The sequence below is a fragment of the Deinococcus sp. LM3 genome (assembly GCF_002017875.1).
In the GTDB taxonomy this organism is placed as follows: Bacteria; Deinococcota; Deinococci; order Deinococcales; family Deinococcaceae; genus Deinococcus.
Map to the genome: position 1 here is coordinate 1,319,210 of NZ_MUFV01000001.1, position 22,340 is coordinate 1,341,549.

Consider the following 22,340-nt stretch of genomic DNA (forward strand, 5'->3'; position numbering starts at 1 on the left):
AACACTCCTGAAGGTTATTTAACCTGCCCCTGGGTGGGGCTGAGGCGACGAAGGGGGTTGTAACGGGGGCTGGAATCGGCGTTGAAGCCGGTCGGGTTGAGGAACTCGACCATGTGAAGACGCAGGGGTTGCAGGATGTGCCCGATCAGGGTCAGGGCCAGCACGAAGAAGTGCAGGACCAGGCCCAGAACGATGCCGATCAGGACACCGATGAAGCCCAGGGTCTCACCGAGGCTCCAGCCGAGGTCGGTGCAGAGTTTCGCCAGGATGGCGGACACCAGACCGACCGCGAAGATACGGGCGTAACTGACGACCGCGCCGCCCTGCGAGAGCAGTTCGACCGGCAGCAGCGGGTAGTGCTTGATGACGCGCAGCCAGCCGACGATGAACGCGACGAAACCGGCGTACATGATCAGGATGCGCGGATCGCTGAAGTCGGTGAAGGCGCTGAAGTCCTTCCCGGCCTTGGTGGCGAAGGCCAGCATGATCAGGGCCAGCACGCCGCCGAACAGCGCGATGCCTTCCCAGGTGTGCGTGCTGTCCTTGTGCTTGATGCCCTGCTGGATGCGGATCGCCCAGGCCCACAGGACCTGCAGGATGCCGAAGCACAGCGCGAACACCAGCGCGACGTTGCTGAAGTAGCCGGTTTCCAGGCGGGGGAACACGATCGGGATCACGCCGTAGTGCTTGACGCCTTCCTCGATGGGGTAGGTCACGCCGGTCCAGCTCCAAAGGCTGTTGAGCAGCTCCGGATTGATGTAGAAGAAGTGCATGTGCTCGAGCAGGGTGCCGAAGAACTCGCCGGTCAGGAAGCCCCAGACGATGGTCCAGGCGGCCATGACGTTTGTCACGAAGCCCAGGTCCTTGAGGGTGGCGGGCGGCACGAACGCACCGAAGAAGCTGAGGTTCCAGCCCTCGTTACGCCGGGCCTTGCCGAGCAGCCACATGCCGAACGCCAGGAACATGAGACCGTAGCCGATGTCGGCCATGATGATCCCGAAGAACAGCGGGAAGAACAGCGCCACGACCCAGGTGGGGTCGAAGGTGCCGTACTTGGGCGGCGTCATCAGCCCCATGACGACCTGGAAGGGGCGCACGTAGCCGTTGTTCTTCAGTTCGACCGGCACGAGGCTGTCGTGGTGGTCGTCGGCCGGGTGCAGTTCGTAGCTGACCGCGTCACCGAAAGGCGCGAGGGCCGCGTTGAGGGCGGCGGCGCGGTCTTCGGGGACGTAGCCCTGCAGCGCGAGGCTGTACTTGCCGCGTGCGGCCACGGCGCGGACGTCATGCACGGCCACGCGGTCCTTGAGGGCGTCGCGGATGGCGTACAGGACAGGAGCGTGTGCCTGCGCGAGGCGGTCACGTTCAGCGTTCAGTTCGCGCTGGCGGGTTTCCCCGCTGCGGGCGATCTGTTCCATCTGCGCGGCCGATTCGCTGAGGCTGAGGCTGTCGAAGCGGCCAGGGAGACGCAGTTCGCCGAGGCGGACGCGGCCCAGGGCGGCGCGCGCGGCGTCACGGTCACCGGTCAGGGTGGCGATCAGGCCCACGCGGTTCTGCCCGACCGTTTCGGTCGCCAGGGCGTGGCGGTCACGCAGCGTCTCGTTCAGCGCGGCTTCCAGTTCGGCGACGTTGTCGGTCGGCTGAAGCAGGAAGGGCACGGTCGCCACGCGGCGGCTGCGGTCCAAACCGCCGGCCAGTCGCGACAGGGCGCGCACGGCGTCACCGTAGGTGGCTTCGGCGTCCAGATCAGCCTGGAGTTCCTGACGCTGACGGGCGAGCGTGGCCACGGGAAGCGCGGCCTGCTCGATGGTGTCGGCCCAGGTGGTCTCGGCGGGCAGCGGGGCGGGGGCCGGGCGGTAGCTGCCCAGTTCCGCGAGTGTGCTTTCCACGCGGGCGAGCAGGCGCTCGTCCTCGCGGCGGCTCTGGGCGTCTGGTCCGGCCAGGGTCCCGGTGTTCAGTGGACCGCCCGTGATGGGCTTGAGGTGCAGCACCCCGGCGTTCTGCAGGGCCGCAATGACGGCGTCGCTGTCGCGTTTGCGCGTGGCGATCACGACCTGCTGCATGGGGTTGATCACGGAAGCACCGCCCTCATGATGGTGTCCACGGCCTGGCCCAGTTTGGCTTCGGCGCGGGCGCGGGTGGCCTGTGCCTGCTGCTGGGCGCTGGCGCTGGCCTGCGCGCGAATCTGCTGCACCTCGGCGGCGAGCGTCTGCTCGTGCTCGGTCTGCAGGGCTTTCGCGCGGGCTTCAGCTTCGCGGAGGATGCCGGCAGCTTCCGCCTCGGCTGCTTCCACGGTCGCCTGCGCCTGTGCGCGGGCAGCCTCGATCTGCGCGTCCAGCGCCGCTTCACGGCTGGCCAGTTCACTTAAGACTCGACTTGAGACGTCCAAAACTCACTCCTCCTTTCCCTTCGTGACTCAAGCACCCCGGTCAAGACGCCCCATGAACGTCATGAGGTGTGGCGGGGGTGCGGTGAGTTTTGCGGTGGCCCGACCCTTTGTGATAGTTGCGTCAGACTCGTAATCAATCCTAACACAGCCTCTTCGGGTGTCCGGGAGGGCAAGCGTCCCTGTCGCCCCTGCGGACAGCCGGTCAGCACGCCGTCCCCGGCCGGGTGACGCCCCCCCGCCGGAAGGCCAGACAGAGGCCTGCCTTCCGGGGATGCGGTCGGAGGCAGGCAGACGTGGAGGGTCGCGGATTGTCAGTCAGGCCGCTCAGGGCCGCGTGGAGGGACAGAGGGTCGTCAGGTGGGGCGCGTGGAGCCGTGCGGGGAGGGTGCAGCGGGGCGAATCAGGTGCGACCGGGACAGGTGCGACTGGGACAGATGCACCCGTGACTCATACGGATTCCGTTTGTTTCGCCGACAATCCGGGACTTCACCGGATTGCCAGCTCCACGTCCGGAACCCGTTTTGCTCCCACTCGCTTCGCTCGGATTGAACGGGCTTTGCAGCCCATTCAATCGGAGTCCGTATCAGTCGCCGCCGACGAACACCGGAGCGCCCAGGCCAGTCTCGTTCTCGCTGTAGCCCTGCTCGCTGTGCGCGGCGATGTCCATCCCCGTGACTTCCTGGTTGGCCGGGACGCGCAGCGGCGTGACCAGCGACACCAGTTTCAGCAGGACGAAGCTGCCCACCCCGGCGAAGGCGAGGCTCGCCACGACGCTCACGATCTGCACGATCATCTGCTCGCCCAGGGGCTTGCCGGCGCCGGTCGTCCAGGCGAGCGCGCCGGTCAGCAGGGCGCCCACGATGCCGGCCACGCCGTGGCAGGCGAACACGTCGAGGGAATCGTCGGCGCGCAGGCGGTGCTTGAGCTGCACGGCCCAGTAGCTGGCGGTGGCGCCCAGCACGCCGATCAGCAGCGCCGCCCAGGGGCTCACGAAGGCGCAGGCGGGGGTGATGGCGACCAGACCCACGACCACGCCGGTCGCGGCGCCCACGGCGGTGGGTTTACCGTTGCGGACGCTTTCCCACACCAGCCAGGTCAGCATCGCGGCGGCCGGGGCGATCAGGGTGGTGATGAAGGCCAGCGCGGCGGTCTGACCGGCGCTCAGGGCGCTGCCGGCGTTGAAGCCCATCCAGCCGAACCACAGCAGGCCGGCGCCCAGCAGGACCAGCGGCACGTTGTGCGGCACGTGCGCCACGCGGGGGTGCCCGATGCGGGGCCCGACCACGAACGCCGCGACCAGGGCGCTGATACCGGCGCTGATGTGAATGACGGTGCCGCCCGCGAAGTCCAGCGCGCCGTCCTTGAACAGCCAGCCGTCGCTGCTCCAGACCCAGTGGGCCAGCGGGGAGTAGATCAGCAGGGTCCACAGGCTCCCGAACAGCACGAAGGCCCCGAAGCGCATGCGTTCCACGACCGCGCCGCTGATCAGGGCCAGCGCGATGATGGCGAACATCGCCTGGAACGCCGCGAACACGTAGGTGGGGATGGTGCCGGTCAGGGTGCCGCTCAGGCCTTCGAGGCCCAGGTTGCCCAGGCCGCCGATCAGGGCGTTGCCGCCGGCGCCGAAGGCCAGGGTGTAGCCGGCTAGCATCCAGAGCACGCCGACCAGTCCGATGGACACGACGCTCATCATCATGGTGTTCAGGACGCTCTGGCTGCGGGTCAGGCCGCCGTAGAAGAACGCGAGGCCCGGCGTCATCAGCAGGACCAGCGCGGCGGACACGAGCATCCAGGCGGTGTCGCCGGTGTTCAGTTCGGGTTTGGCGTCCTGCGCGAGGGCCGCGCCGCCCAGCATCAGTGCGAGCGGCAGGGCCGCCTTCAGGGGGGTGGGGTGGGTCATGGTCGCTCCTTGATCGGGGCCGCTCAGGCGGGCGTGAGGCGGGTTTCGGTGACGGGGGTCAGCGCGGCGGCGTCCTGCTCGCCGGTGCGGATGCGCACCACACGTTCGAGCGGCTGCACGAAGATCTTGCCGTCGCCGACCTCGCCGGTCCGGGCGCCCCGGCACACCGCGTCGATGGCGGCCTGCACGAAGGGTTCGCTGACGGCCATGCGGACCTCGACCTTGTCCCGGAATTCCACCATGACCCGCGTGCCGCGGTAGTGCTCGACGATTTCCTGCTCGCCGCCGTGCCCGCTGACGCGCGAGAGGGTGATGCCGCTGATGCCCGCCTGAAACAGCGCTTCCTTGACCTGCTGGACCCGTTCGGGCCTGATGACAGCCGTGACTAGCTTCATGGCGTCTCCTTTTTTCGCCTCAATTTGCAGTGGTCGCATCCCTGCATGGTCCGAGCTTAGGGAAAACCGTGCAGAATGTCAAAGAAATCTTTGCTATTTGGCTAGATTATTCATCACAAGCCGCACAGAAAGCACAGATGCGTGCCCAGTGGCAGGGCCGGAACGACCGCAGGCAGCACGCCCGCCGGAACAGGCCGCGACCGGAGCCGACGCCCCACCGCCTCTCCCCTCCCCCGCTCCGGAGAGAACACCAGAGCAGAACGGGCGACCACACCTGATACGGACTCCGTCTGTTTCGTTGACAACCCGGAACCCGCCCTATTCCCACCCTGCGGGACAGCTCTACGGGTCGCGTCCGATCGGACCGGCTTTTGCCCACCATTCAGCCAGAGTTCGCATGAAACAACGGCGCGGCAGCCCCGGAAAGGACTGCCGCGCCAGGAGTCACGTCGGATTCCGACTGACCCCTTCCCCTTCTATCTGGCGCTACACCAGTCGGCGGGGCCGCAGCCGCAGCCAGAACCGCACGCCCAGCACCGCCACCACGGCCAGCACCACGGCACCCACGACCGGCGCGAACACCGCCAGCACGCTGAGCAGCACGCTCGTGCCGTCCTCGACCCCGCTGACGACCGGGTTGCCCAGCCCGCCGGTCGTGGCGGTCGCCACCGGCCGGACCGCCGCGCGCGTGGCGTGCACGCCGCCCGCCACGATCACGCCCAGCGCCATGCTCAGGACCGGGGGCACGTCGGCCACGCCGGTCTGCGCCGCGAACAGCACCGCGCCCGCTGCCGTGTTCACCACGCCGCCCAGCAGGTGCAGCGCGTGATCCACACCCGGAATCTTGTCGCCCACGAAATCCAGCAGGCCCAGCACGCCGATGCCCACCAGCACCCAGGTGTTGCCCAGCAGATCGAAAGGTTCGTTCAGGCCCAGCACCCCGAAGCGGGACAGCACCCCCACCAGCAGCAGCGGCACGAAGGCGTTCAGGCCCGCCGCGCCCGACAGGCCCAGCGAGGACAGCAGACCGGAGAGCAGTTCCATACGCCCCACAGTACGCGCCGCCCCCAGTTGCCGCGCTAATACTTTCGGAAGTGTTCATGACCAGTGGGTCGCCAGTTCACTCCGGCGACCGTATCAATCCTTCCGGCCCGACTGAAACGCTGCGGATACCCCCTCAGATCACACTGCCCCTACCGATGAGCCGCGCCCTGCCCCACACAGGGCAGACCCCAGCCGCGCGGTCTCTGGGGGAGATCACCATGAAAGCACTGCTGACCCGGCCCCTGACCCTGACGCTCCTCACGGCTGCACTGCTGACCGGTTGCGCCGGGCCCACCACGCCCAGCCCAACTCCGGACCCGACGCCGACCCCGACCCCGAAGGTCGCGCGGGTGGAACTGAACAGCGCCTCACTGCTGCTCGAACAGGGCCGTGAAGGGCAAATGATCCAGGCCACCGCGTACGATGACCAGGGCCGGGTTCTGAACGTGCCCATTACATTCGAGTCCAGCAACCCAGCCGTGATCGAAGTCACTGCCAGTGGCGCGGCCACCGCCCGCACGGTCGGCAGCGCCCAGGTTACAGCCAGCGTGCAAGGGGTCCACTCAGCGCCCGGTATCGCCGCCAGTGGAGTGCTGCAGAGCGGCGTGGTCAGCATCCCCGCCAGCAAGGTGCTGCGAGCCCCGACCTTCGCGGAGGGCGTCACGCCGTTCAGTGTGGGCAGCACCTACACGGTGGTTCTGAAAGACGTCGCCCCCACCGCCGGGAAGCTGTGGTTCAGCCGCGCGCCCGACGGTTCACCCGTGCAGGGCCGCGTGCTGTCCAGCCGCGCCGTCCCCGAAGGCACCGAGGTCACGCTGGAGATCGTGCCGCTGCCCACCCTGTTCCAGCAGTTGCAGGTGGATGAAACGGTCCGTGTGCCCTCGCAGGACATCGAGTTCACCGCGCAGACCCGCGCGGCGTTCGACATCCGCCCCCTCGGGGACGGCCAGTTCGAATTCCGCCCCCGCGCGCAGGGCGTCGCGCCCAGCGGACTGCAGGCGCTGGCCTTCAACGCCGGACCCTTCCGCTGCAGCGGCAGCCTGCCGGAAGCCAGCGTGACCCTGGGCCGCCCCACCTTCACGCTGAACGCCGGGAACCCCACCTTCTCACTGCGGCTGGATCTGCCGCTGCTGGGCACCAAACGCCTGCGCGTGCTGTACTCCGCCAACCCCAGCCTGCGCGTCACGAGCGGCACGCACACCCTGAATGCCAACTTCAACGACAAGAGCCTGACCTGCACCATGCGTGAGGCTGTAGAAGCCCACTTCGAGACCTTCGGGCTGGGCCTGGTCGCTAAGATGCGGCCCGGCCTGCACCTGGGCGGCAGTTACGGCTCGGGCCGCCGCACCCTCTCGGCAGTGGGATCGGCGCGCGCCACCGTCCACATGGGCTTCGACTGCAACTCCGACAGCGGGTGCAACAACCTCTCACGCGCGGACCTCGGAACTGTGCAGGGCACCGTGACCCTGGGAGGCAGTGGCGACCTGCTCCGCGCAGCCCACAACCTGGAAGCCGGGGTGTTCCTCGACACCACGCTGGCGGTCGGGCTGGTCGTGACGGAACTGGACGTACTGCGCTTCCGCTCCGGCTACCGCGCGGCGCTGGACCTCGCGTCGCTGGACACGCAGGTGAACTCCGGGAATGGCGCCGGTTACCGGATCGGGACGTTCAACGACGTGGACGCCTTCGCCGCCGTGCGGGACATCGTGAACACATTGATCGGCGTGAACGTGAGCGGCCTGCCGGAAATTCACATTGAGGGGCCAGGCGTGCGTTCCCCCGTGATCAGTTCCGCCACCCGCGCGGGCACCACCGTGACCGTGCAGCTGGACCCGGCGCGCGTGAACTTCTTCAGCGTCACCTCGCCATTCTCGCTGGGGTACAACGTCAAAGCGGTGCAGCTGCTGCGCCGCTCCGCAACCGGTAGCGTGACCGTGCTGGACAGCGTAACCCCGACCAGCGGCGCAACCACCGTCACCCTGCCGGCCCCCCTCCTGATGCCCGCCGGATCCGAACTGTTCGTGACAGTGGTGCCGAAGGTACTCGATCTCATGCCCGTTGGGACCATCCGCGTGAACTGATCCGCGTCCGCCTGAAACTGATGCGCGGGCCTCCCCCACCGCGCGTCAACCCACCACACCCGGCCCGATCGCCGGGTGTGACGCTGCCCCGTATAGATCCGCCGGGCCCGTGGAGCAGCACCGGGGCAGGTCAGGTGTTACAACTGAGGTATGCTCGCGCGCCTGCTGGGGCACCCGCACGTCCGTGTGGGGGATACTTGGACGGACCTGCCCGGCAGCAAGCCTGCGCTGCTGCTGACCGTCCTGCTGCTGCGCAGCGAGTGGATCACCCGCGACCAGCTGGCCGAGATGCTGTTCCCCGGCCTGCCGCAGTCGCAGGCGCGCACCAACCTGCGCGTGTGCCTATCGCGCGCCACCGCGCTGCCCTGGGCCGCCGGGCTGGAAGTCCAGAAGCACCGCCTGCGGCTGCAGGTCGACACGGACGTCGCAGAACTGCGCCGCGCGCTGCAGGCCGGGGACTGCGAGCGGGTGGCGCAGCTGTACGCGCCGCTGCTGCAGGGCCTGTCCCTGGCCCAGCTGCCCGGACTGGCCGAGCATTTCGAGGCCGAGGGCCGCGCCCTGCACGCCGAATGCGTGGACGCCCTGACCCGCGCCGCTGCGCGGCACCGCGCATCTGGGGACACCCGCGGGGCGCTTCGCCTGCTCGAACGCGTCCTGTCCCTGGACCCCCTGGCCGAGGACACCACGCGGCGCGCCCTAGAACTGTGCCACGACCTGCACGAGCGCGAGCGGGGTCTGAAGCTGTACGCCGCGCTGCGCCGCGCCCTGCACGACGCCGGGGCTGAACCACTGCCTGCCACGCAGGACCTGGCGGCCGCGCTGGGCCGGCAACCGGTGCGGGCGCTGCCCGGCACACTGCGCCGGGCAGACTTGCTGGCTGGCCGGGACTGTGAGGCGGCGCAGCTGGCGGCCGCGCTGCCCGGCGTGGCCCTGATGAGTGGTCCGGCCGGGATGGGCAAGACGACGCTGCTGCGTCACGTCCTGCCCGGCGCACGCTACCTGTCGGCGCAGGAGGGCCTGCAGCACGTACCGTACCATCCGCTGCTCCCACAGCTGCGCCGCGAGCCTCCCAGCCTTGGTCCCTACCGCGAGGATCTGGCGCGGCTGCTGCCGGACCTGTACCCGGACGTTGTGCCCGCACCGTTCGATCCGGGCGTGGGACAGGTGCGGCTGTTGGAAGCGCTGTCGCGAGCGCTGCTGGACGGCGGCCCGCCCCTGATCCTGGACGACGCGCAGTGGGCGGACGACGCCACGCTGGACTGGCTGGCCTACGCCGCGGATCGTCCCGGGGATGGCCTGGTGGTCGCGTTCCGCAGTGACGAGCCGAGCGACGCGCTACGCCGCGCCCTGACGCACCTGGAGCGGCAGGCCACCACCTACCTGCACCTGGAACCGCTGGACCCAGCGGCGCTGGGGGCGTGGCTGGGGGCACTGGGCGGGGAAGGCACGCCGTACCTGGGTGGGTTGTGTGACTGGCTGGCCGAGCACAGTGGCGGCACACCCCTGTACGCCTTGGAGCACCTGCGCGCCCTGTTCGAGGCGGGCGTGCTGCGCGCCGCGCCCGGCGGCTGGCAGCTCAGGGGCCCGCTGCCGGACGCGGGCAGCTGGCCTCCTGCGCCGCAGCTGCAGGCACTGGTGCAGCGGCGACTGGCTCGCCTGAGCCGCCCGGCGCAGCAGGTGCTGGCCGCGCTGAGCCTAGCACCGGACGCCACTGAGGACACCCTGGCCGAGGTGCTGGGGCAGCCGCTGGGTGCAGTGCTGGACGCGCTGGACGCCGCCGCCGCCGCCGCGTTCCTGCAGGAGGGGCGCCTGCATGACCTGCTGCGCCGCGCCGTGAGTGCTGCGCTGCCGGTGGCCCGGCGGCAGCTGCTGCACCGGCAACTGGCCGAGCATCTCAGCCGCCGAGATCCGCACGATCCGGCGCTGATACGCCACTGGACGCAGGCGGGGCTGCCCCAGCGCGCCTGGCCCGCGCGGGCCGCGCACGCCGCGAACCTGCTGGGCGGCGGCCGGGTGGAGGCCGCCGCGCACGAGTGGCGCGCGCTGCTGGGTGAACTGCCCGCCGGGCACCCGCTGGAAGCCCCGGCGCACCTACAGCTGGGCCGGGCGCTTTTCTGGCAGGACCTGCACGTCAGCGAGGCGCACCTACGGGCCGCGCTGGACCTGATCGAGTGGGGGCAGCACGGCCCGGACGACCTGCTGAAACTGGAGGCGCTGCTGGCCCTGGCGGAACTGACTGTGTACGAGGGGCGCGGGCAGGAGGCCGAGGAGTTCCTGAACCGCGCTCTGACCCTGGCAACCGGCCCACTGCCCCCTGCGCTGCACCGCACCCTGACCGAACTGCGGGTCGAGGTGGGCTTCCGGCGCGGACAGTACGACGCGGCGCGCGCCCTGATCCGCGCCGAGCCGCACCCCTGGCCGCTCCTGATGACCCTGGACGCGCTGGGGGACTTCTTCGCCGGGCACTTCCAGGCGTGCGCGCAACGCATGACCGGGCTGCTGGACACGTACCCAGTCCTAGCGCACCAGAACGCCATGGAGGCCGACATAGGCCTTTGCCTCCTGCTGAGCGGGCAGCCTGACCGGGCGCGCGAGGTCCTACGGCGTGGGCTGGCCCGCACGGACCTGGGGCCGCACATGCACGCGCTGATGCTCACGCACCTGGGACACGCGGCGCTCGCAGCCGGTCAGCTGGCCGAGGCCGACATGCACCTGAAACACGCGCTGACCCTGGCGGACGACCTAGGATCCCTGACCTACCGGGCAGACATCCTGCACCGCCTGAGCCTGCTGCGCGAGCAGGCCGGTGACCGGCAGGGCGCTCTGGACCAGGCCGATAAGGCGGCGCGCTGCGTGCGCGAGGTCAGCGACCCGTACCGGGAGGTGTACATCATGGCGACCCATGCGGGCCTGCTGGCCGCGCACGGCGACACGGCCCAGGCGCGGGCGCTGCTGGACGGCTGCGCGCTCCAGGCGGATACGCCTCCCCTGGCCCGCGCAGCCTACCACCGCGCCCGGGCACTCCTGCATCATGCGCAGGGCGACGCTCCACTGACCGCCCAGCACACCCGGCACGAGGAAGCCCTGTGCCGGACGTATGGAATGACGCCGCTGACCGCGCTGCTCCCTGACGTGCCCCGGACCTTTACGACAGATCCCGAGGAGGACCGGGGAACAGCAGCCGGGAACACGTGACGGGGCGTAGGCTCAGCGCAGGTAGGCGACCAGCAGGTCCACCCCGGCGCGCAGGTCGGCCTCGTGCACGGCCTCCACGACAGTGTGGACATAGCGGGTGGGGAGGCTGAGGGTCAGGGTGGGCACGCCGCCCCGGCTGCGCTGGATGGCCGCGCCGTCCGTGCCGCCCAGGGCCAGGACCTCCAGCTGCGCGGGAATGCCCCGGTCCTGCGCCAGATCCCAGAACGCATCGACGAGCGCGCGGTGCGAGATCATGCTCGAATCGAAGACCTTGATGCCGATGCCGTCCCCGAGGCGGGTCACGGCCTCATCCGGGGCCACGCCGGGCGTGTCCACAGCCAGCGTCACGTCCAGACCGATGCCGACCGTGGGCTGCGCGCCGTACGCGGCAGTGATCGCGCCGCGCAGGCCGACCTCCTCCTGGGTGCTGAACACCGCGATCAGCTCGTGTCGCAGGTCCTGGCCGCGCAGGGCGCGCAGCGTTTCGAGCAGCAGGAACACGCTGGCGCGGTCGTCCATGGCCTTGCCGCACACCAGCCGCCCGACCCGGCGGGCCGACTGGTCCAGCGTGACCATGTCCCCGACACGCACCTGCGCTCGGACCTCGTCGGCACTCAGGCCCAGGTCGATGAAGAACTCCCGGACCTCCGGGATCTTCTTGCGTTCCTCGGCGCTGGCAATGTGCACGGGCTTGCCGCCGGGCGTCAGGATGCCGGGCAGCGCCCCGCCGCGCGCGTGCACGGTCACGTTCCGCGCGAACAGGTTGCGGGTGTCGAAACCGCCCAGCGCCTGCACCCGCAGGAAGCCCCGGTCGTCGATGAAGCGCACCAGGAAGCCGATCTCGTCCATGTGCGCGCTGATCATCACGCGCTCGGCCACCTCGCCCTTTTTCGGGGGGCGGGCGGCGCGGCGGGCGATCACGTTGCCCATGGCGTCCACGCGGACCTCGTCGGCCAGTCCTTCCAGTTCGGCCAGCACGAAGTCGCGCACGGCGTCCTCCTGTCCGGGCACGCCGGGCAGGTCCGACAGGTGCATCAGCACGTCCAGGCGCAGTTCGGGGACGGAGGGGGCCTTCCTATCCTTCTTCCGGGTTTTCGACATGCCCGCCAGTATGCCCCGCCCCGCCCGGCGCGCTGACCGGCGCGGTCCCCGCTGACGGGACGGACGCAGACGCTGCTTTCGGGGGTGCCAGTTTCGGAGGTGGCGGCGGGCGCAGGTCCGTGCCGTTGAACTGCCCCTGCGCCTCGGCCAGCCCGGACGCCGCCCAGACCTCCACGGCGTTCGCGCCCAGCCGCACCAGTTCGCTCAGGTCGTTCTTCTCCTCGTCGCGCCAGCGGCTCAGCACCCAGTCCGGCACCGCCCAGCCCGCCGGGGGGCGCGAGATGCCGATCTTCAGGCGCGCGAACGCCTCGTGCCCCAGCAGCCGGATGATGTCGCGCACGCCGTTCTGCCCGCCGTGCCGCCCACCCATCCGCACTTTCAGCAACCCGAAGGGGCTGTCCAGGTCGTCCTGCGCGACCAGCAGGTCCGTGCCCTCCAGTTTGTAGAACGACATCAGCGGCGCGACCGCCCGGCCCGACGCGTTCATGAACGTCAGCGGTTTGACCAGCAGCACCTTCTCGCCCGCCCCCGGCCCCAGGCGCACCTCGGCCACCTCGGTGTCCTTGCCTTCCTTTCGCCACGTCGCCCCGGCGCGGCGGGCGACCTCGTCGACGACCAGCCAGCCCACGTTATGCCGCGTCTGCGCGTACCCACTGCCCGGATTGCCCAGGCCCACCACCAGTTTCACAGGCGGCTCAGGCTTCCAGGCTGTGCAGGATCTCGCGCCACTTCGCCTCGGTCTCGCGGACGCGCAGGTCCGTGCGGGCGCGGTTGTACCCGCCCCGGAACTCCGCGAAGCGCGTGTCGGTCTCGGCGAACAGCAGGCCCAGCGCCTGACGGATGTCGGTCACGTTCCGTTCGGTCAGGGTGGTGTCCTTGGCGTCCAGCACCTCGTCCAGCGTGGCCATCAGGCCCGACAGCGGCCGCAGCCACTGGAACTGCGGGTGGTTCATGACCAGCGAGTACAGCTCGAACGGCCCCCCGACCGGGCCGTTCAGGAACTCGTAGTCACTCTTGGCGAAGTCCAGCAGCGCGGAGTGAAAATGCCGCAGCGCCGGGACCAGGGCAGTAAGTTTCGCGCGAACAGCAGCGTCAGTCATGCCCCCAGCGTAGCAAGGCCCGCCCGGTCAGGCTGAGGACCGTCTCCCATTCCGCCGCGCCCCTTGGCTTGCGCCGCGCCTGCTTCCGCCGCGCCCGTCCCGTCCCCACGCGGGGCGCGTGGCGTGTCAGGATGAGCGGCATCCACCTGCAGTGTCTTTTCCCCGCTCCGGGCCACCCGCGGCTCCGGGCGACGGAGGCCCGTCATGAACCAGTTCCCACCGGACCCGGACGCGCCGGGACCGCCCGGCACTCCCAGTCTTCAGCTGACCGTCGCCTTCTACCCGCCGCAGTACGCCGCCGAAGTGCGCGGCGCGCCACTGGCCCGCCTGGACGCCCGGCTGCTGCACCTGCACGCCCGCACCCCGCTGCCGACACTGCGCGCCGTGCTGCACGACAGCGCCCGCCTGCTGGGCGCGCACCTGACCCTGCACGGCGCGGCGCTGGACCTGCACGCCGATCCCTGGAGCGACGGCGGCACCCTGCGCGGCGAGACGCTGGCCGCCGCCCGGCACCGCCTGATGCTGCCCGGCCCGCCCCGCCCGCTGGCCCCCGCCGACCTGCGCGCCCTGACAGACCGCTGGACGCACGGCACGCTGCTGCTCGTGCAGGGCGGGCAGGTGACCGAGCAGCTGAACCTCGCCGACGAACTCGACCGCCTGACACTGCACGGCGCCCTGCACGGGTCGCCCGGCCCGGCCACGCGCCTGCACGCGCACCGCCTGCGGCCCGGCGGGCAGCTGGAACAGTGGCTGGCCGCGCCGCCGCGCCGGTGATACCGACCACTCTGAGCGGGCGGCAGCGGAGCGGCCGGGAGGGAAGCAGGGCCTTCGCCCCGTCTCCCCCGCCGGCCGCTCTGAGCGGTGACGACCTGCTTACAGAGTACCCTTGAGGGTGGTGGCGACCTTGAAGCGCACCTTCTTCCCGGCGGGAATGGTGATGCGTTCGCTGGTGCCGGGTTTCACGCCGGTCCGGGCGGCGGTCTGGGCGATGCTCAGCGTTCCCAGGCCCGGCAGGCCGACGCTGTGGCCGCTGCGCAGCGCGTCGATCACGCAGTCGACCAGGGTGCTGACCGCCTCGCCCGCCTGTTTCTTGTTCAGGGTGGTGCGGTCGGCGACCATGTCGATGATCTGCGTCTTGGCGATCTTCCCGGCGTCGGCAGGGGCAGCCTCGACCGGCGCCTTGGAGGCCTTGGCGGCGGGACGGGTGGCGGGTTTCTTCGCGGCGGGCTTGCTGCTCTTGGCCATGCGGGAACCTCCGGGAACTGAATTGAGCGGTGAATTTTTGGCTCAAATGCACACTAACACACCATTGCCGTCCGTCAAGCGAAGAACGGCGACCCAGTCGGAGCGCAGCCCACCCCGCCCCGGCCGCCAGGGTCCGGAAACCGCGACTGGATGAGAAAAACCCCACAGTCTGCCTCCGTGGCCCGGCGGCGGCACCCCCCCCGGATTCCCCCGGCGCGGCCGGGTGGCGAGGACGCCGTTCCACCCGGAGTGCTCAGGGCGCGCGCAGGGCCAGCGTGCGGGTGCGGCCGGTCAGGGCGTCCAGGGTCCACAGCCGCCCGCGCAGCGGCTCGCCCACGCCGCCCAGCACCTTCAGGGCCTCCAGCGCCATCATGTTCCCCACCACCGCCGGAACCGGCCCGATCACACCCGCCTCGTCGCAGGACAGGTCGTCGCCCGGATCGGGGAACACGTCCCGCAGGCCCAGGCCAGGGCCGAACACGCTGACCATGCCGCTCGTGCCGCTGGCCGCGCCCCACACCCACTCGCGGCCCAGCGCCGCGCAGGTATCGGCGATCAGGTACCGCGTCTCGAAGTTGTCGGTGGCGTCCACCGTCAGGTCTGCGCCGCCCAGCAGGTCGCGGGCGTTCCCGGCGTGCAGACGCGGGGCGGTCGCCACCACCACGAAGGGATTGATGGCCTGTGCGCGCGCGGCCGTCACGGCGGCCTTGGGCCGCCCCACGTCGCCCTGCGTGAACTGCGTCTGCCGATGCAGGTTGCTCAGGTCCACCGTGTCGCTGTCCGCGATCACCAGCCGCCCCACGCCCGCCCCGGCCAGCGCCAGCGCCACCGGCCCGCCCAGCCCGCCCGCCCCGACGATCAGCACCGACGCGGCCCGCAGGCGCTCCTGCGCGCCGGCCTCCAGCCACTCGGGCACCAGCAGTTGCCGGGAGTACCGGCGCAGTTCGCTGCGCCCGATCAGCTGAGGCGGCCCCGGAATCGGTCGGTCGGTCATGCCCCGGAGTGTAGTGCCGCCGCGCCGCGCAGCGCGCCGTGCCCGGCCTTCGCCGTACAATGCCGCGCGTATGCCCGCCCTGATCCTGCTGACCTCCTACCTGCTGGGTTCACTGGTGTCGGGCGTGCTGTACTCGCGCGCGCGGGGCGCGGACATCCGGGGGCGCGACCTGCCCGGCGCGAGCGGCACGTACCGGCAGTACGGCGCGGCCGCCGCCGTCCTGGTGACGGCCGGGGACCTGCTGCGCGGCGCGCTGGCCGCCCTGACCGCGCAGTGGGCCGCGCCGGAACTGGGCTGGCTGGCGGCGCTGGGCGTGGTGCTGGGCCACTGCTACCCGGTGTTCTTCCGGTTCCGGGGTGGGGCGGGCATCGTGCCGCTGATCGGCGTGCTGCTGGTCACGGCCCCGCTGACGCTGCTGCTGACGCTGGGCGTGGCGGCGCTGGTGATTCCCGCGTACCGCGCCTGGGGGCAGCGGCGGGTGGGTCTGAACGCCGTGCCGTTCGCGGCGGCGGTGGCCGTGCCGCTGGGCCTGCTGTTCGCGGCGCGCTACGGGGGCCTGCCGGAACTGCTGGCCGGCGGGGCGGTCATGGCGGCGCGCAGCCTGCACCTGCTGCGCCAGGGAGGCCCGGCATGAACCGCTCCCGGCCGGCTGTCCGGCGGCCCGCTGGGCAGTTCCTGGCGCGCGGCGCGGCGCTGCTGACCCTGGCCCTGCTGACGCTGGGCCTGAACGCCCAGGCGGGCGCGGTGATCGAGGACCGCACCCTGCGCGCCGAGGACGGCCCCCGCCTGCTGTGGTCGCGCACCTTCCCGGCCAGCCTGGGCAGCCTGACCGACCCGCTGGAGGTCGGCGCGACCGTGTACCTGGGCGTCGGGCCGGTCGTGTACGCCTTCGGGCCGGGCGGCGTGATGCAGGACCGCGCGGACCTGCCGGGCACCGTCACGTCCCTGGACGCCTCCGGGGGCGTGGTGCGCGTGACCACGCAGCTCGGCAGCGTGAACGAACGCTTCACGCTGGACAGCGCCGGCGGCCTGCTGACCGTGCAGGAACGCGTGACCTTCCCCCCCGACCCGGAAGTGACCGGCTGGCTGGCCCGCGCCGCCGACAGCGTGCCGCCCGCCGACCTGGAACGCGCGGCCGCGCAGGACCCCCTCAATCCCTTCCTGGCGCTGCGGCAGGCGCAGGCGGCGCGCGGCGACGACTACGCCGCCCTGAGCGCCGTGCGCCGCGCCCTGAACGTCACCATGCCGTTCCCGGCGTGGGTGCAGCTGGCCGCCCGGCTGGACGGCGCGGGCTTCCCGTCGGCGGCGGACCTGGCGCTCGACCGGGCCCGCCGGGACGCCGCCGCGCGCGGCCTGGACCCGGACGTGCCGATCTCGCGCGGGGCGCTGGGCGCGTACGGGAACCCCAGCGGGTACGTGGGCACGCTGCTCGAACAGAACCGCCTGGCGCGGGCCGCCACCTGGATGACGTACCTGCGGGACCTGCACCCCCGCTTTCAGGGCGGCGCGGCGCTGTACACCCGCTACGCCCGCATCCTGGACGAACAGGGCCGCGAGGGTGAGGCCGAGGAGTGGCGGCAGTTCACGCGGTCCCTGAGCAGCGGCACGCTGTACAACCTGGGCCCCGAGGGCCTGGACCGCGTGCGCGGCGCGGCGCGACTGGCGGCGCTGGCGCTGCTGCTGACCCTGGCGGCCGCGCTGCTGACCCTGGCGGCGCGTGCCTGGCCGGCCCAGTGGGAGGACACCCGCGCGCTGGGCGGCCGGTACCGCTCGTGGCTGCGCCACCCGCTGTCCCGCGCCCGGCGGGTGTTCGTGGGGTACACCTCGCCCAGCGAACGCCTGATGCTGACGCTGCTGGGCGCGGCGCTGCTGGGCGCGCTGGGCGGCCTGCACTGGGCGGCGCACGCCGGCGCGGCCCAGCAGTCCCCGGCCCTGAGCAGCGGCACGTACGGGGGTGGGTGGGGCAACGCGCAGCTGGCCGACCTGACCCTGCGGCCGGGGCCGGACTCGGCGCTGCTGACCGGACTGGCCGCGCAGCTCGACGGCGAGAACGGCGTCGCCCGTGAGCTGTACACCCGCGCGCTGCCGGACGCCTGCGCCCGCAACAACCTGGGTGTGATCGCGCAGGCACGCGGCGACGAACCGCAGGCCCGCGACCTGTACCGCGCCGCCCTCTCGGCCCGCCCGGACCTGAGCGCGGCGGCGTTCAACCTGGGCCTGAATCCCGGCGCGGCGTCCCTGGAATTCCAGCGGGCCAACCGGCCCGGCGAGCCGCGCCTGTGCTACCCGGACCAGCGCAGCGTCACGCGGGCCGTGACCGGCGACCTGAGCGTCACGCTGCGCGCCGCGCTGTCCAGTCCGGCCGCGCTGCTCACGGACCCGTCGGTGGGGAGCCGGGTGGCGCTGGGCCTGCTGGGTTCAGCGGTCCTGACGGCGCTGCTGGCGCTGTCGCTGCTGCTGCCGCGCACGCCGCTGCCGGCGCGCCTGTCGCGCCCGGCGGGGTTCCGGCTGCTGGCGCTGCTGCTGCCCGGCTCGTCCCTGATCGACAGTCCGTGGGGCGGCGTGCTGCTGCTCGCCTGGGGCGGCGCGGCGGCCGGACTGGCCCCCGCGACCGGCCTGACCAGTTTCCCGACCCTGCCGGAACTGACGCGGGGCGGCGCGCAGGCGGCCCTGACCGGCCTGCTGATCCTCACGTACGTCGTGAATACCCTGGTGTTCGTGGCGGCCGAGGTGCGGCACGCGCGTCGGCTGCGGCGGGACGCGGCGGGCGCGGACGGGGGCTGATACGGATTCCGTTTGTTTCGCTGACAATCCGGAACTTCACCGGATTGCCAGCTCCACGTCCGGAACCCGTTTCTCTCCTACTCGCTTCGCTCGGATTGAACGGTCTTTGCAGCCCATTCAATCGGAGTCCGTATGACGGGGCCTGCATGCAGTCATACAGCCGGGCCCGGCGCGGCCCTGCTAGGGTGCGCGCATGAAGCTGGTGGTGGGTGTTTCCGGTGGAAGCGGCATTCCGTACGCGCACGCGGTCCTGCGCGCCCTGCACGACCTGGACGTGGAATCGCACCTGATCGTGTCCAGCGGCGCCAAGCGGGTCATGACCGCCGAGGGGAGTGGGCCGCAGTTGCCGGACCTGACGGCGCTGGCCCGGCACGTGCATGATGACCGGGACCTCGCCGCGGGCGTGGCGAGCGGGTCGTTCCGGACGGACGGCATGCTGATCGTGCCGTGCAGCGCGGGCACGCTGGCGAAGGTCGCGCACGGGTTCGCGGACAACCTGCTGGCCCGCGCGGCGCACGTGACCCTCAAGGAGCGGCGCCCGCTGGTGCTGGTGCTGCGCGAGGACCCGCTGCCGCGCCCAGCGCTGCTGAACATGCTGGCCGCGCACGACGCGGGCGCGACCGTCATGACGGCCAGCGCCGGCTTCTACCACGCCCCGCGCAGCGTGGAGGAACTGCTGCACTTCGTGACGGCGCGCGTGCTCGATCAGTTCGGGCTGGACGTGCCGGGCTTCCAGCGCTGGCGGGAGGACGGGGCATGAGGGGGGGCACGTGAAGGTCGCGGCGCTGATCCCGGCGGCGGGGTCCGGCACCCGCCTGGGCCTGGGCCCCAAGGCCTTCGTGCCGGTCGAGGGGCGCACGCTGCTGGGCCGCTCGGCCGCCGCGCTCACCCCACACGTCCATGAGGTCCTGATCGCGCTGCCCGCCGGGCTGGACCTGCCGGGCGACGTGCCGGGCCGCGCCGTGCTGGGCGGCGACACGCGGCAGGCGAGCGTGCTGGCGCTGCTGCGCGCCACGGACGCCGACGTGGTCCTGATTCACGACGCCGCGCGGCCCTTCCTGCCAGTGCGCGTGATCCACGACCTGCTGGTCGCCGTGCAGGAGGTCGGGGCGGCCACCGCCGCGCTGCCCGTGGCCGACACGCTGGTGCGCGCCGACCGGGCCGGCGACTGGGGCACCCTGACGCCCCGCGAGGGCCTGTGGGCCGTGCAGACCCCGCAGGCGTTCCGGCGCGCGGCCCTGATCGCCGCGCACGAGGCCGCGCTGGCCGACGGTCACGCCGCCACCGACGACGCCGGACTGATCGCCCGCGCGGGGCAGCCGGTGGCCCTGGTGCCCGGCGACGCCCGCCTGCTGAAGGTCACCACGCCCGGCGACCTGTTGCTCGCGCAGGCGCTGGCCCGCGTGTGGGATGCTGAGGCGTCATGAGCCACGTCCCCGCCGACCCTGCCCCCCACGTCACGTACTTCGCGCCGGCGAAGGTGAACCTGGGCCTGAGTGTCCGTGACCTGCGCGCCGACGGCTACCACGAGCTGCACTCGCTGATGGTGCCGCTCAACGTCGGGGACGACCTGGACATCGCCCCGGCCGACACCCTGACCCTGAGTGTGCAGGGCGCGGACCTGCCCGCCGACGAACGCAACCTGGTGTTCCGCGCCGCCCGCGCGTACCTGGACGCTGCCGGGCAGCCTGGAGGGGCGGCCATCACGCTGCACAAGCGCCTGCCGCTGGCGTCCGGGCTGGGCGGCGGCAGCAGCGACGCCGCGACCACCCTGATGGCCCTGGCGCGGCTGTACCCGGCAGGCGTGGACCTGCCGGGGCTGGCCCTGAAACTGGGCGCGGACGTGCCGTTCTTCCTGCTGGGCCGCGCCGCCGTGGCGTCCGGCGTGGGTGAGATCCTGGCCCCGCTGCCCGTGCCGCCCGTGTCGCTGGTCCTCGTGAACCCCGGCGTGGAGGTCAGCGCCCGCGACGCCTACGCCTGGCTGGACGCCGAGGAGGCCTTCACGCCCGCACTGGACACCGAGGCGATCCTGGCCGCCCTGACGAACGGCCGCCCCGTCCCGTACCTGAATGCCCTGCAGGGCCCGGTCGCCGCGCGCCACGCGCCCATCCGCGAGGCGCTGACCGCGCTGGAGACGGCCGGGCTGCACTCGCCCCTGATGAGCGGCTCGGGCAGCACCTGTCTGGCCCTGGCCCGCGACGACGCCCACGCCCACGACGCCGCGCACGCCCTGGCCCGCCGGTACCCGCACTGGTGGGTGCAGGCCACCCGCACGCTGTAACGGGAGGGTGTGGGCTGTGGGAAGCAGGGATCCTACCCCGCTCTCACCGCTTCCCACCCACCGCTTCACCGCCCGGTGCGCGGCGGGCCGCGTGGTGGCGCAGCAGGTCGTACAGCAGCGCGCCCAGGAACACGGCGGCGCCCAGCCCGAACACGCCGGGCACGCCCGCCAGCTGCCACGCCACGCCGCCCAGGACGGGACCGGCAGCGTAGCCGAGCGCCTCGACAGCCATGACGGTGCCCCACGCGGCGGCCCGCTGTCCTTCCGGGAGGGTCCGGGCGACCAGGCCGTTCCAGCCGGTGATGAACGCGCCGTACCCGGCGCCCAGCAGCGCGCCCAGCAGGGGCAGCAGCGCGGTCACGCCGGGCAGGGCGGCCAGCGCGAAGGTTCCGGCCAGCAGCAGCAGGCCCGGTAGCAGCGCGCGGCGCGGGTTGCCCCGGTCGGCGCGGCGGCCGATCAGCCACACGCTCAGGCCGAAGGTGGCCAGGGCCAGCGCCCCGCCGGGCAGCAGGTCGCGCACGGTCAGGTCCAGGCGGTCCAGCAGCGGGTACAGGACGGTGCTCAGTAGCGCCGGGGCGAGCGTCTGCACGAACGCGGCGGGCAGCAGCCCCGCGACGGGCCGCCAGTCGCGCCACACCGCCCCGGCCCGCTCCGGGGCAGGCAGCCGCACCCGCAGCAGGCTCAGGGCCAGCAGCACCGTCAGGAGTTGCGTGACCATCAGTGCCGTCCAGGTCAGGTCCGGCCAGCCTTTCATGAGCGGCCCGACCACCAGCGCGCCGGTCAGGATGGCGGGCGCGACACTCAGGTTGCTGACCGTCAGGGCGCGGGCGGTGCGGCCCGGCACGGCCAGCGCCTGCGAGGCGCTCATGACGCCCGGCCACAGCGCCGCGTACCCGACCCCCCACGCGGCGCACACCAGCACGCCGCTCAGGGCGTGCGGGGCGTGGCGGGCCAGCAGCAGCGCCGCCAGCCCCAGCAGCGGGCCGGGCAGCAGCGCGGCGCCCAGGCCCCAGCGGCCGATCAGCAGTCCGGCGGGACCCTTGGCGAGCGCGTCGGCGAGGTAGTGTGCGCCGGCCATCGCGCCGATCGTGGCGGCGCCCAGCGGCAGGGCCGGGCCACTGACCGGCAGGGCCGACACGAAGAACCCGGTGCGGACGGTCTCGCACAGGGTCAGCAGGGCCAGGAGCCGCAGCATGGTCAGGGGCCGCAGCCACAACACAGCGCCGATTGTACGGCCCACCGGTCGGCCACCCCCCCAGGTGGGGGCATCAGGTCTGAAGGTCGCGGGCGGTAAGTGACCCGTAAGGCCGCCGGACGTACGGTGCCGGTCAGAGGCCCGGACGTCCCGCCCGGCGCCTGTTCCCACCCGATCCCCATCACCGACAAGGCCGTTCTGAACGCTGCTGGCGTTCACCTGCGGCCCACAGGAGTGCGCCCATGACCCTTCACGATCCCGTGCTCAGCCTGCACCCGCCGCTGCTGACGCCCACTACGTCGTTCCCGGCGCTGCTGCACGAACCCGAGCGGCACACGCTGCCGGACGGCGAGCTGCTGGTGTTCCGCTTCACGAACGGGTACGGCGCGGCCGTCACCTGCCCGGCCACCCCGGACGCCCGGCTGGATTTCTGCGTGCTGGACTGCACGGTGCCGGTGCCGCAGCCGTGCTTCGACACGCCGGTCAGCGGGCAGTTCCTGAGCGGCCTGACCCACGCCGGCACCCAGGGGCTGCTGATGCTGACCGAGCGCCTGCCGGTCCATCCGCGCCGCGCCGCCGCGAACGCCGCCCTGCTGCACGAAGAGTTCTGACCCGGCGGGCCGCTGAGCCCGGCCTTCT

General features: G+C 72.0%; 20 protein-coding genes. 9 read left to right on the forward strand and 11 right to left on the reverse strand.

The genetic code is table 11. From position 1 onward, the window contains the following. Positions 1-14: 14 nt before the first annotated feature. The 5 genes from BXU09_RS06215 to BXU09_RS06235 form a co-directional block, all read right to left on the reverse strand. Positions 15-2,072, reverse strand: a complete 2,058-nt coding sequence (locus BXU09_RS06215; RefSeq protein WP_078301222.1) for a V-type ATP synthase subunit I — start codon at positions 2,070-2,072, stop codon at positions 15-17. Beyond that, complete coding sequence (locus BXU09_RS06220) at positions 2,069-2,386, reverse strand: V-type ATPase subunit subunit G family protein (RefSeq protein WP_078301223.1); 318 nt, start codon at positions 2,384-2,386, stop codon at positions 2,069-2,071. The genes BXU09_RS06215 and BXU09_RS06220 overlap by 4 nt, the downstream gene beginning before the upstream one ends. Before the next feature lie 583 nt (positions 2,387-2,969). Continuing rightward, positions 2,970-4,241, reverse strand: a complete 1,272-nt coding sequence (locus BXU09_RS06225) for an ammonium transporter (RefSeq protein ID WP_230286589.1) — start codon at positions 4,239-4,241, stop codon at positions 2,970-2,972. A gap of 68 nt (positions 4,242-4,309) precedes the next feature. Further along, positions 4,310-4,681 (reverse strand): P-II family nitrogen regulator, encoded by a 372-nt coding sequence (locus BXU09_RS06230; RefSeq protein ID WP_078301225.1) that lies wholly within the window; start codon positions 4,679-4,681, stop codon positions 4,310-4,312. A 486-nt stretch (positions 4,682-5,167) separates the two neighbouring features. After that, entirely contained in the window at positions 5,168-5,725 is a 558-nt protein-coding gene (locus BXU09_RS06235; RefSeq protein WP_078301227.1) for a DUF4126 domain-containing protein, read from the reverse strand. A 218-nt stretch (positions 5,726-5,943) separates the two neighbouring features. Here BXU09_RS06235 and BXU09_RS06240 point away from each other — a divergent pair, with 218 nt between their 5' ends. Then, positions 5,944-7,806, forward strand: a complete 1,863-nt coding sequence (locus BXU09_RS06240; protein ID WP_144012004.1) for a hypothetical protein — start codon at positions 5,944-5,946, stop codon at positions 7,804-7,806. A 150-nt stretch (positions 7,807-7,956) separates the two neighbouring features. Then, the gene (locus tag BXU09_RS06245; RefSeq protein ID WP_078301230.1) at positions 7,957-11,001 is read left to right on the forward strand and encodes an AAA family ATPase; all 3,045 of its coding nucleotides are present in this window, start codon (positions 7,957-7,959) and stop codon (positions 10,999-11,001) included. Between the two features lie 12 nt (positions 11,002-11,013). On the opposite strand, the gene BXU09_RS06250 is transcribed toward BXU09_RS06245, so the two are convergent. Genes BXU09_RS06250 through BXU09_RS06260 form a run of 3 tightly spaced genes read right to left on the reverse strand, consistent with a single transcriptional unit; the run spans position 11,014 to position 13,202 of the window. After that, positions 11,014-12,102 carry a M42 family metallopeptidase gene (locus BXU09_RS06250; protein ID WP_240501044.1) on the reverse strand — a complete coding sequence of 363 codons (1,089 nt, stop codon included), beginning with the start codon at positions 12,100-12,102 and terminating at the stop codon, positions 11,014-11,016. Beyond that, positions 12,077-12,790, reverse strand: coding sequence for an aminoacyl-tRNA hydrolase (gene pth / locus BXU09_RS06255; RefSeq protein WP_078301232.1), 714 nt, complete (start codon positions 12,788-12,790; stop codon positions 12,077-12,079). Before pth ends, BXU09_RS06250 begins: the two co-directional genes overlap by 26 nt. A 7-nt stretch (positions 12,791-12,797) precedes the next feature. Further along, a complete protein-coding gene (locus BXU09_RS06260) occupies positions 12,798-13,202 on the reverse strand; it encodes a hypothetical protein (RefSeq protein ID WP_055362156.1) in 405 nt (134 codons plus the stop codon). Between the two features lie 204 nt (positions 13,203-13,406). Here BXU09_RS06260 and BXU09_RS06265 point away from each other — a divergent pair, with 204 nt between their 5' ends. Further along, complete coding sequence (locus BXU09_RS06265; RefSeq protein ID WP_078301233.1) at positions 13,407-13,976, forward strand: hypothetical protein; 570 nt, start codon at positions 13,407-13,409, stop codon at positions 13,974-13,976. A gap of 99 nt (positions 13,977-14,075) precedes the next feature. Here BXU09_RS06265 and BXU09_RS06270 read toward each other — a convergent pair whose 3' ends face one another. Together BXU09_RS06270 and BXU09_RS06275 are read right to left on the reverse strand one after the other, a co-directional pair. Beyond that, positions 14,076-14,447, reverse strand: a complete 372-nt coding sequence (locus tag BXU09_RS06270; RefSeq protein WP_078301235.1) for an HU family DNA-binding protein — start codon at positions 14,445-14,447, stop codon at positions 14,076-14,078. A gap of 253 nt (positions 14,448-14,700) precedes the next feature. Further along, positions 14,701-15,441 carry a HesA/MoeB/ThiF family protein gene (locus BXU09_RS06275; protein ID WP_078301236.1) on the reverse strand — a complete coding sequence of 247 codons (741 nt, stop codon included), beginning with the start codon at positions 15,439-15,441 and terminating at the stop codon, positions 14,701-14,703. 70 nt (positions 15,442-15,511) lie between these two features. Between BXU09_RS06275 and BXU09_RS06280 the strand changes: the two genes are divergently transcribed. From BXU09_RS06280 to BXU09_RS06300, 5 genes are all read left to right on the forward strand, one after another. Next, positions 15,512-16,075: a glycerol-3-phosphate acyltransferase gene (locus BXU09_RS06280; RefSeq protein WP_078301238.1), complete on the forward strand. Its 564-nt coding sequence runs from the start codon at positions 15,512-15,514 to the stop codon at positions 16,073-16,075. Then, on the forward strand, positions 16,072-18,225 hold the full coding sequence (locus tag BXU09_RS06285) for a hypothetical protein (protein WP_240501045.1): 2,154 nt from the start codon (positions 16,072-16,074) through the stop codon (positions 18,223-18,225). The genes BXU09_RS06280 and BXU09_RS06285 overlap by 4 nt, the downstream gene beginning before the upstream one ends. Before the next feature lie 193 nt (positions 18,226-18,418). Continuing rightward, entirely contained in the window at positions 18,419-18,985 is a 567-nt protein-coding gene (locus BXU09_RS06290) for a UbiX family flavin prenyltransferase (RefSeq protein WP_078301239.1), read from the forward strand. Between the two features lie 10 nt (positions 18,986-18,995). After that, positions 18,996-19,652, forward strand: coding sequence for a 2-C-methyl-D-erythritol 4-phosphate cytidylyltransferase (gene ispD, locus BXU09_RS06295; RefSeq protein WP_078301241.1), 657 nt, complete (start codon positions 18,996-18,998; stop codon positions 19,650-19,652). Next, the gene (locus BXU09_RS06300) at positions 19,649-20,506 is read left to right on the forward strand and encodes a 4-(cytidine 5'-diphospho)-2-C-methyl-D-erythritol kinase (RefSeq protein WP_078301242.1); all 858 of its coding nucleotides are present in this window, start codon (positions 19,649-19,651) and stop codon (positions 20,504-20,506) included. Before ispD ends, BXU09_RS06300 begins: the two co-directional genes overlap by 4 nt. Before the next feature lie 43 nt (positions 20,507-20,549). Here the strand turns inward: BXU09_RS06300 and BXU09_RS06305 are convergent, their stop codons facing one another. Further along, positions 20,550-21,725: an MFS transporter gene (locus BXU09_RS06305; RefSeq protein ID WP_078301244.1), complete on the reverse strand. Its 1,176-nt coding sequence runs from the start codon at positions 21,723-21,725 to the stop codon at positions 20,550-20,552. Positions 21,726-21,943: 218 nt separating this feature from the next. On the opposite strand from BXU09_RS06305, the gene BXU09_RS06310 reads away from it, so the two are divergent. Beyond that, positions 21,944-22,312, forward strand: coding sequence for a hypothetical protein (locus BXU09_RS06310; protein ID WP_078301246.1), 369 nt, complete (start codon positions 21,944-21,946; stop codon positions 22,310-22,312). Positions 22,313-22,340 lie beyond the last annotated feature (28 nt).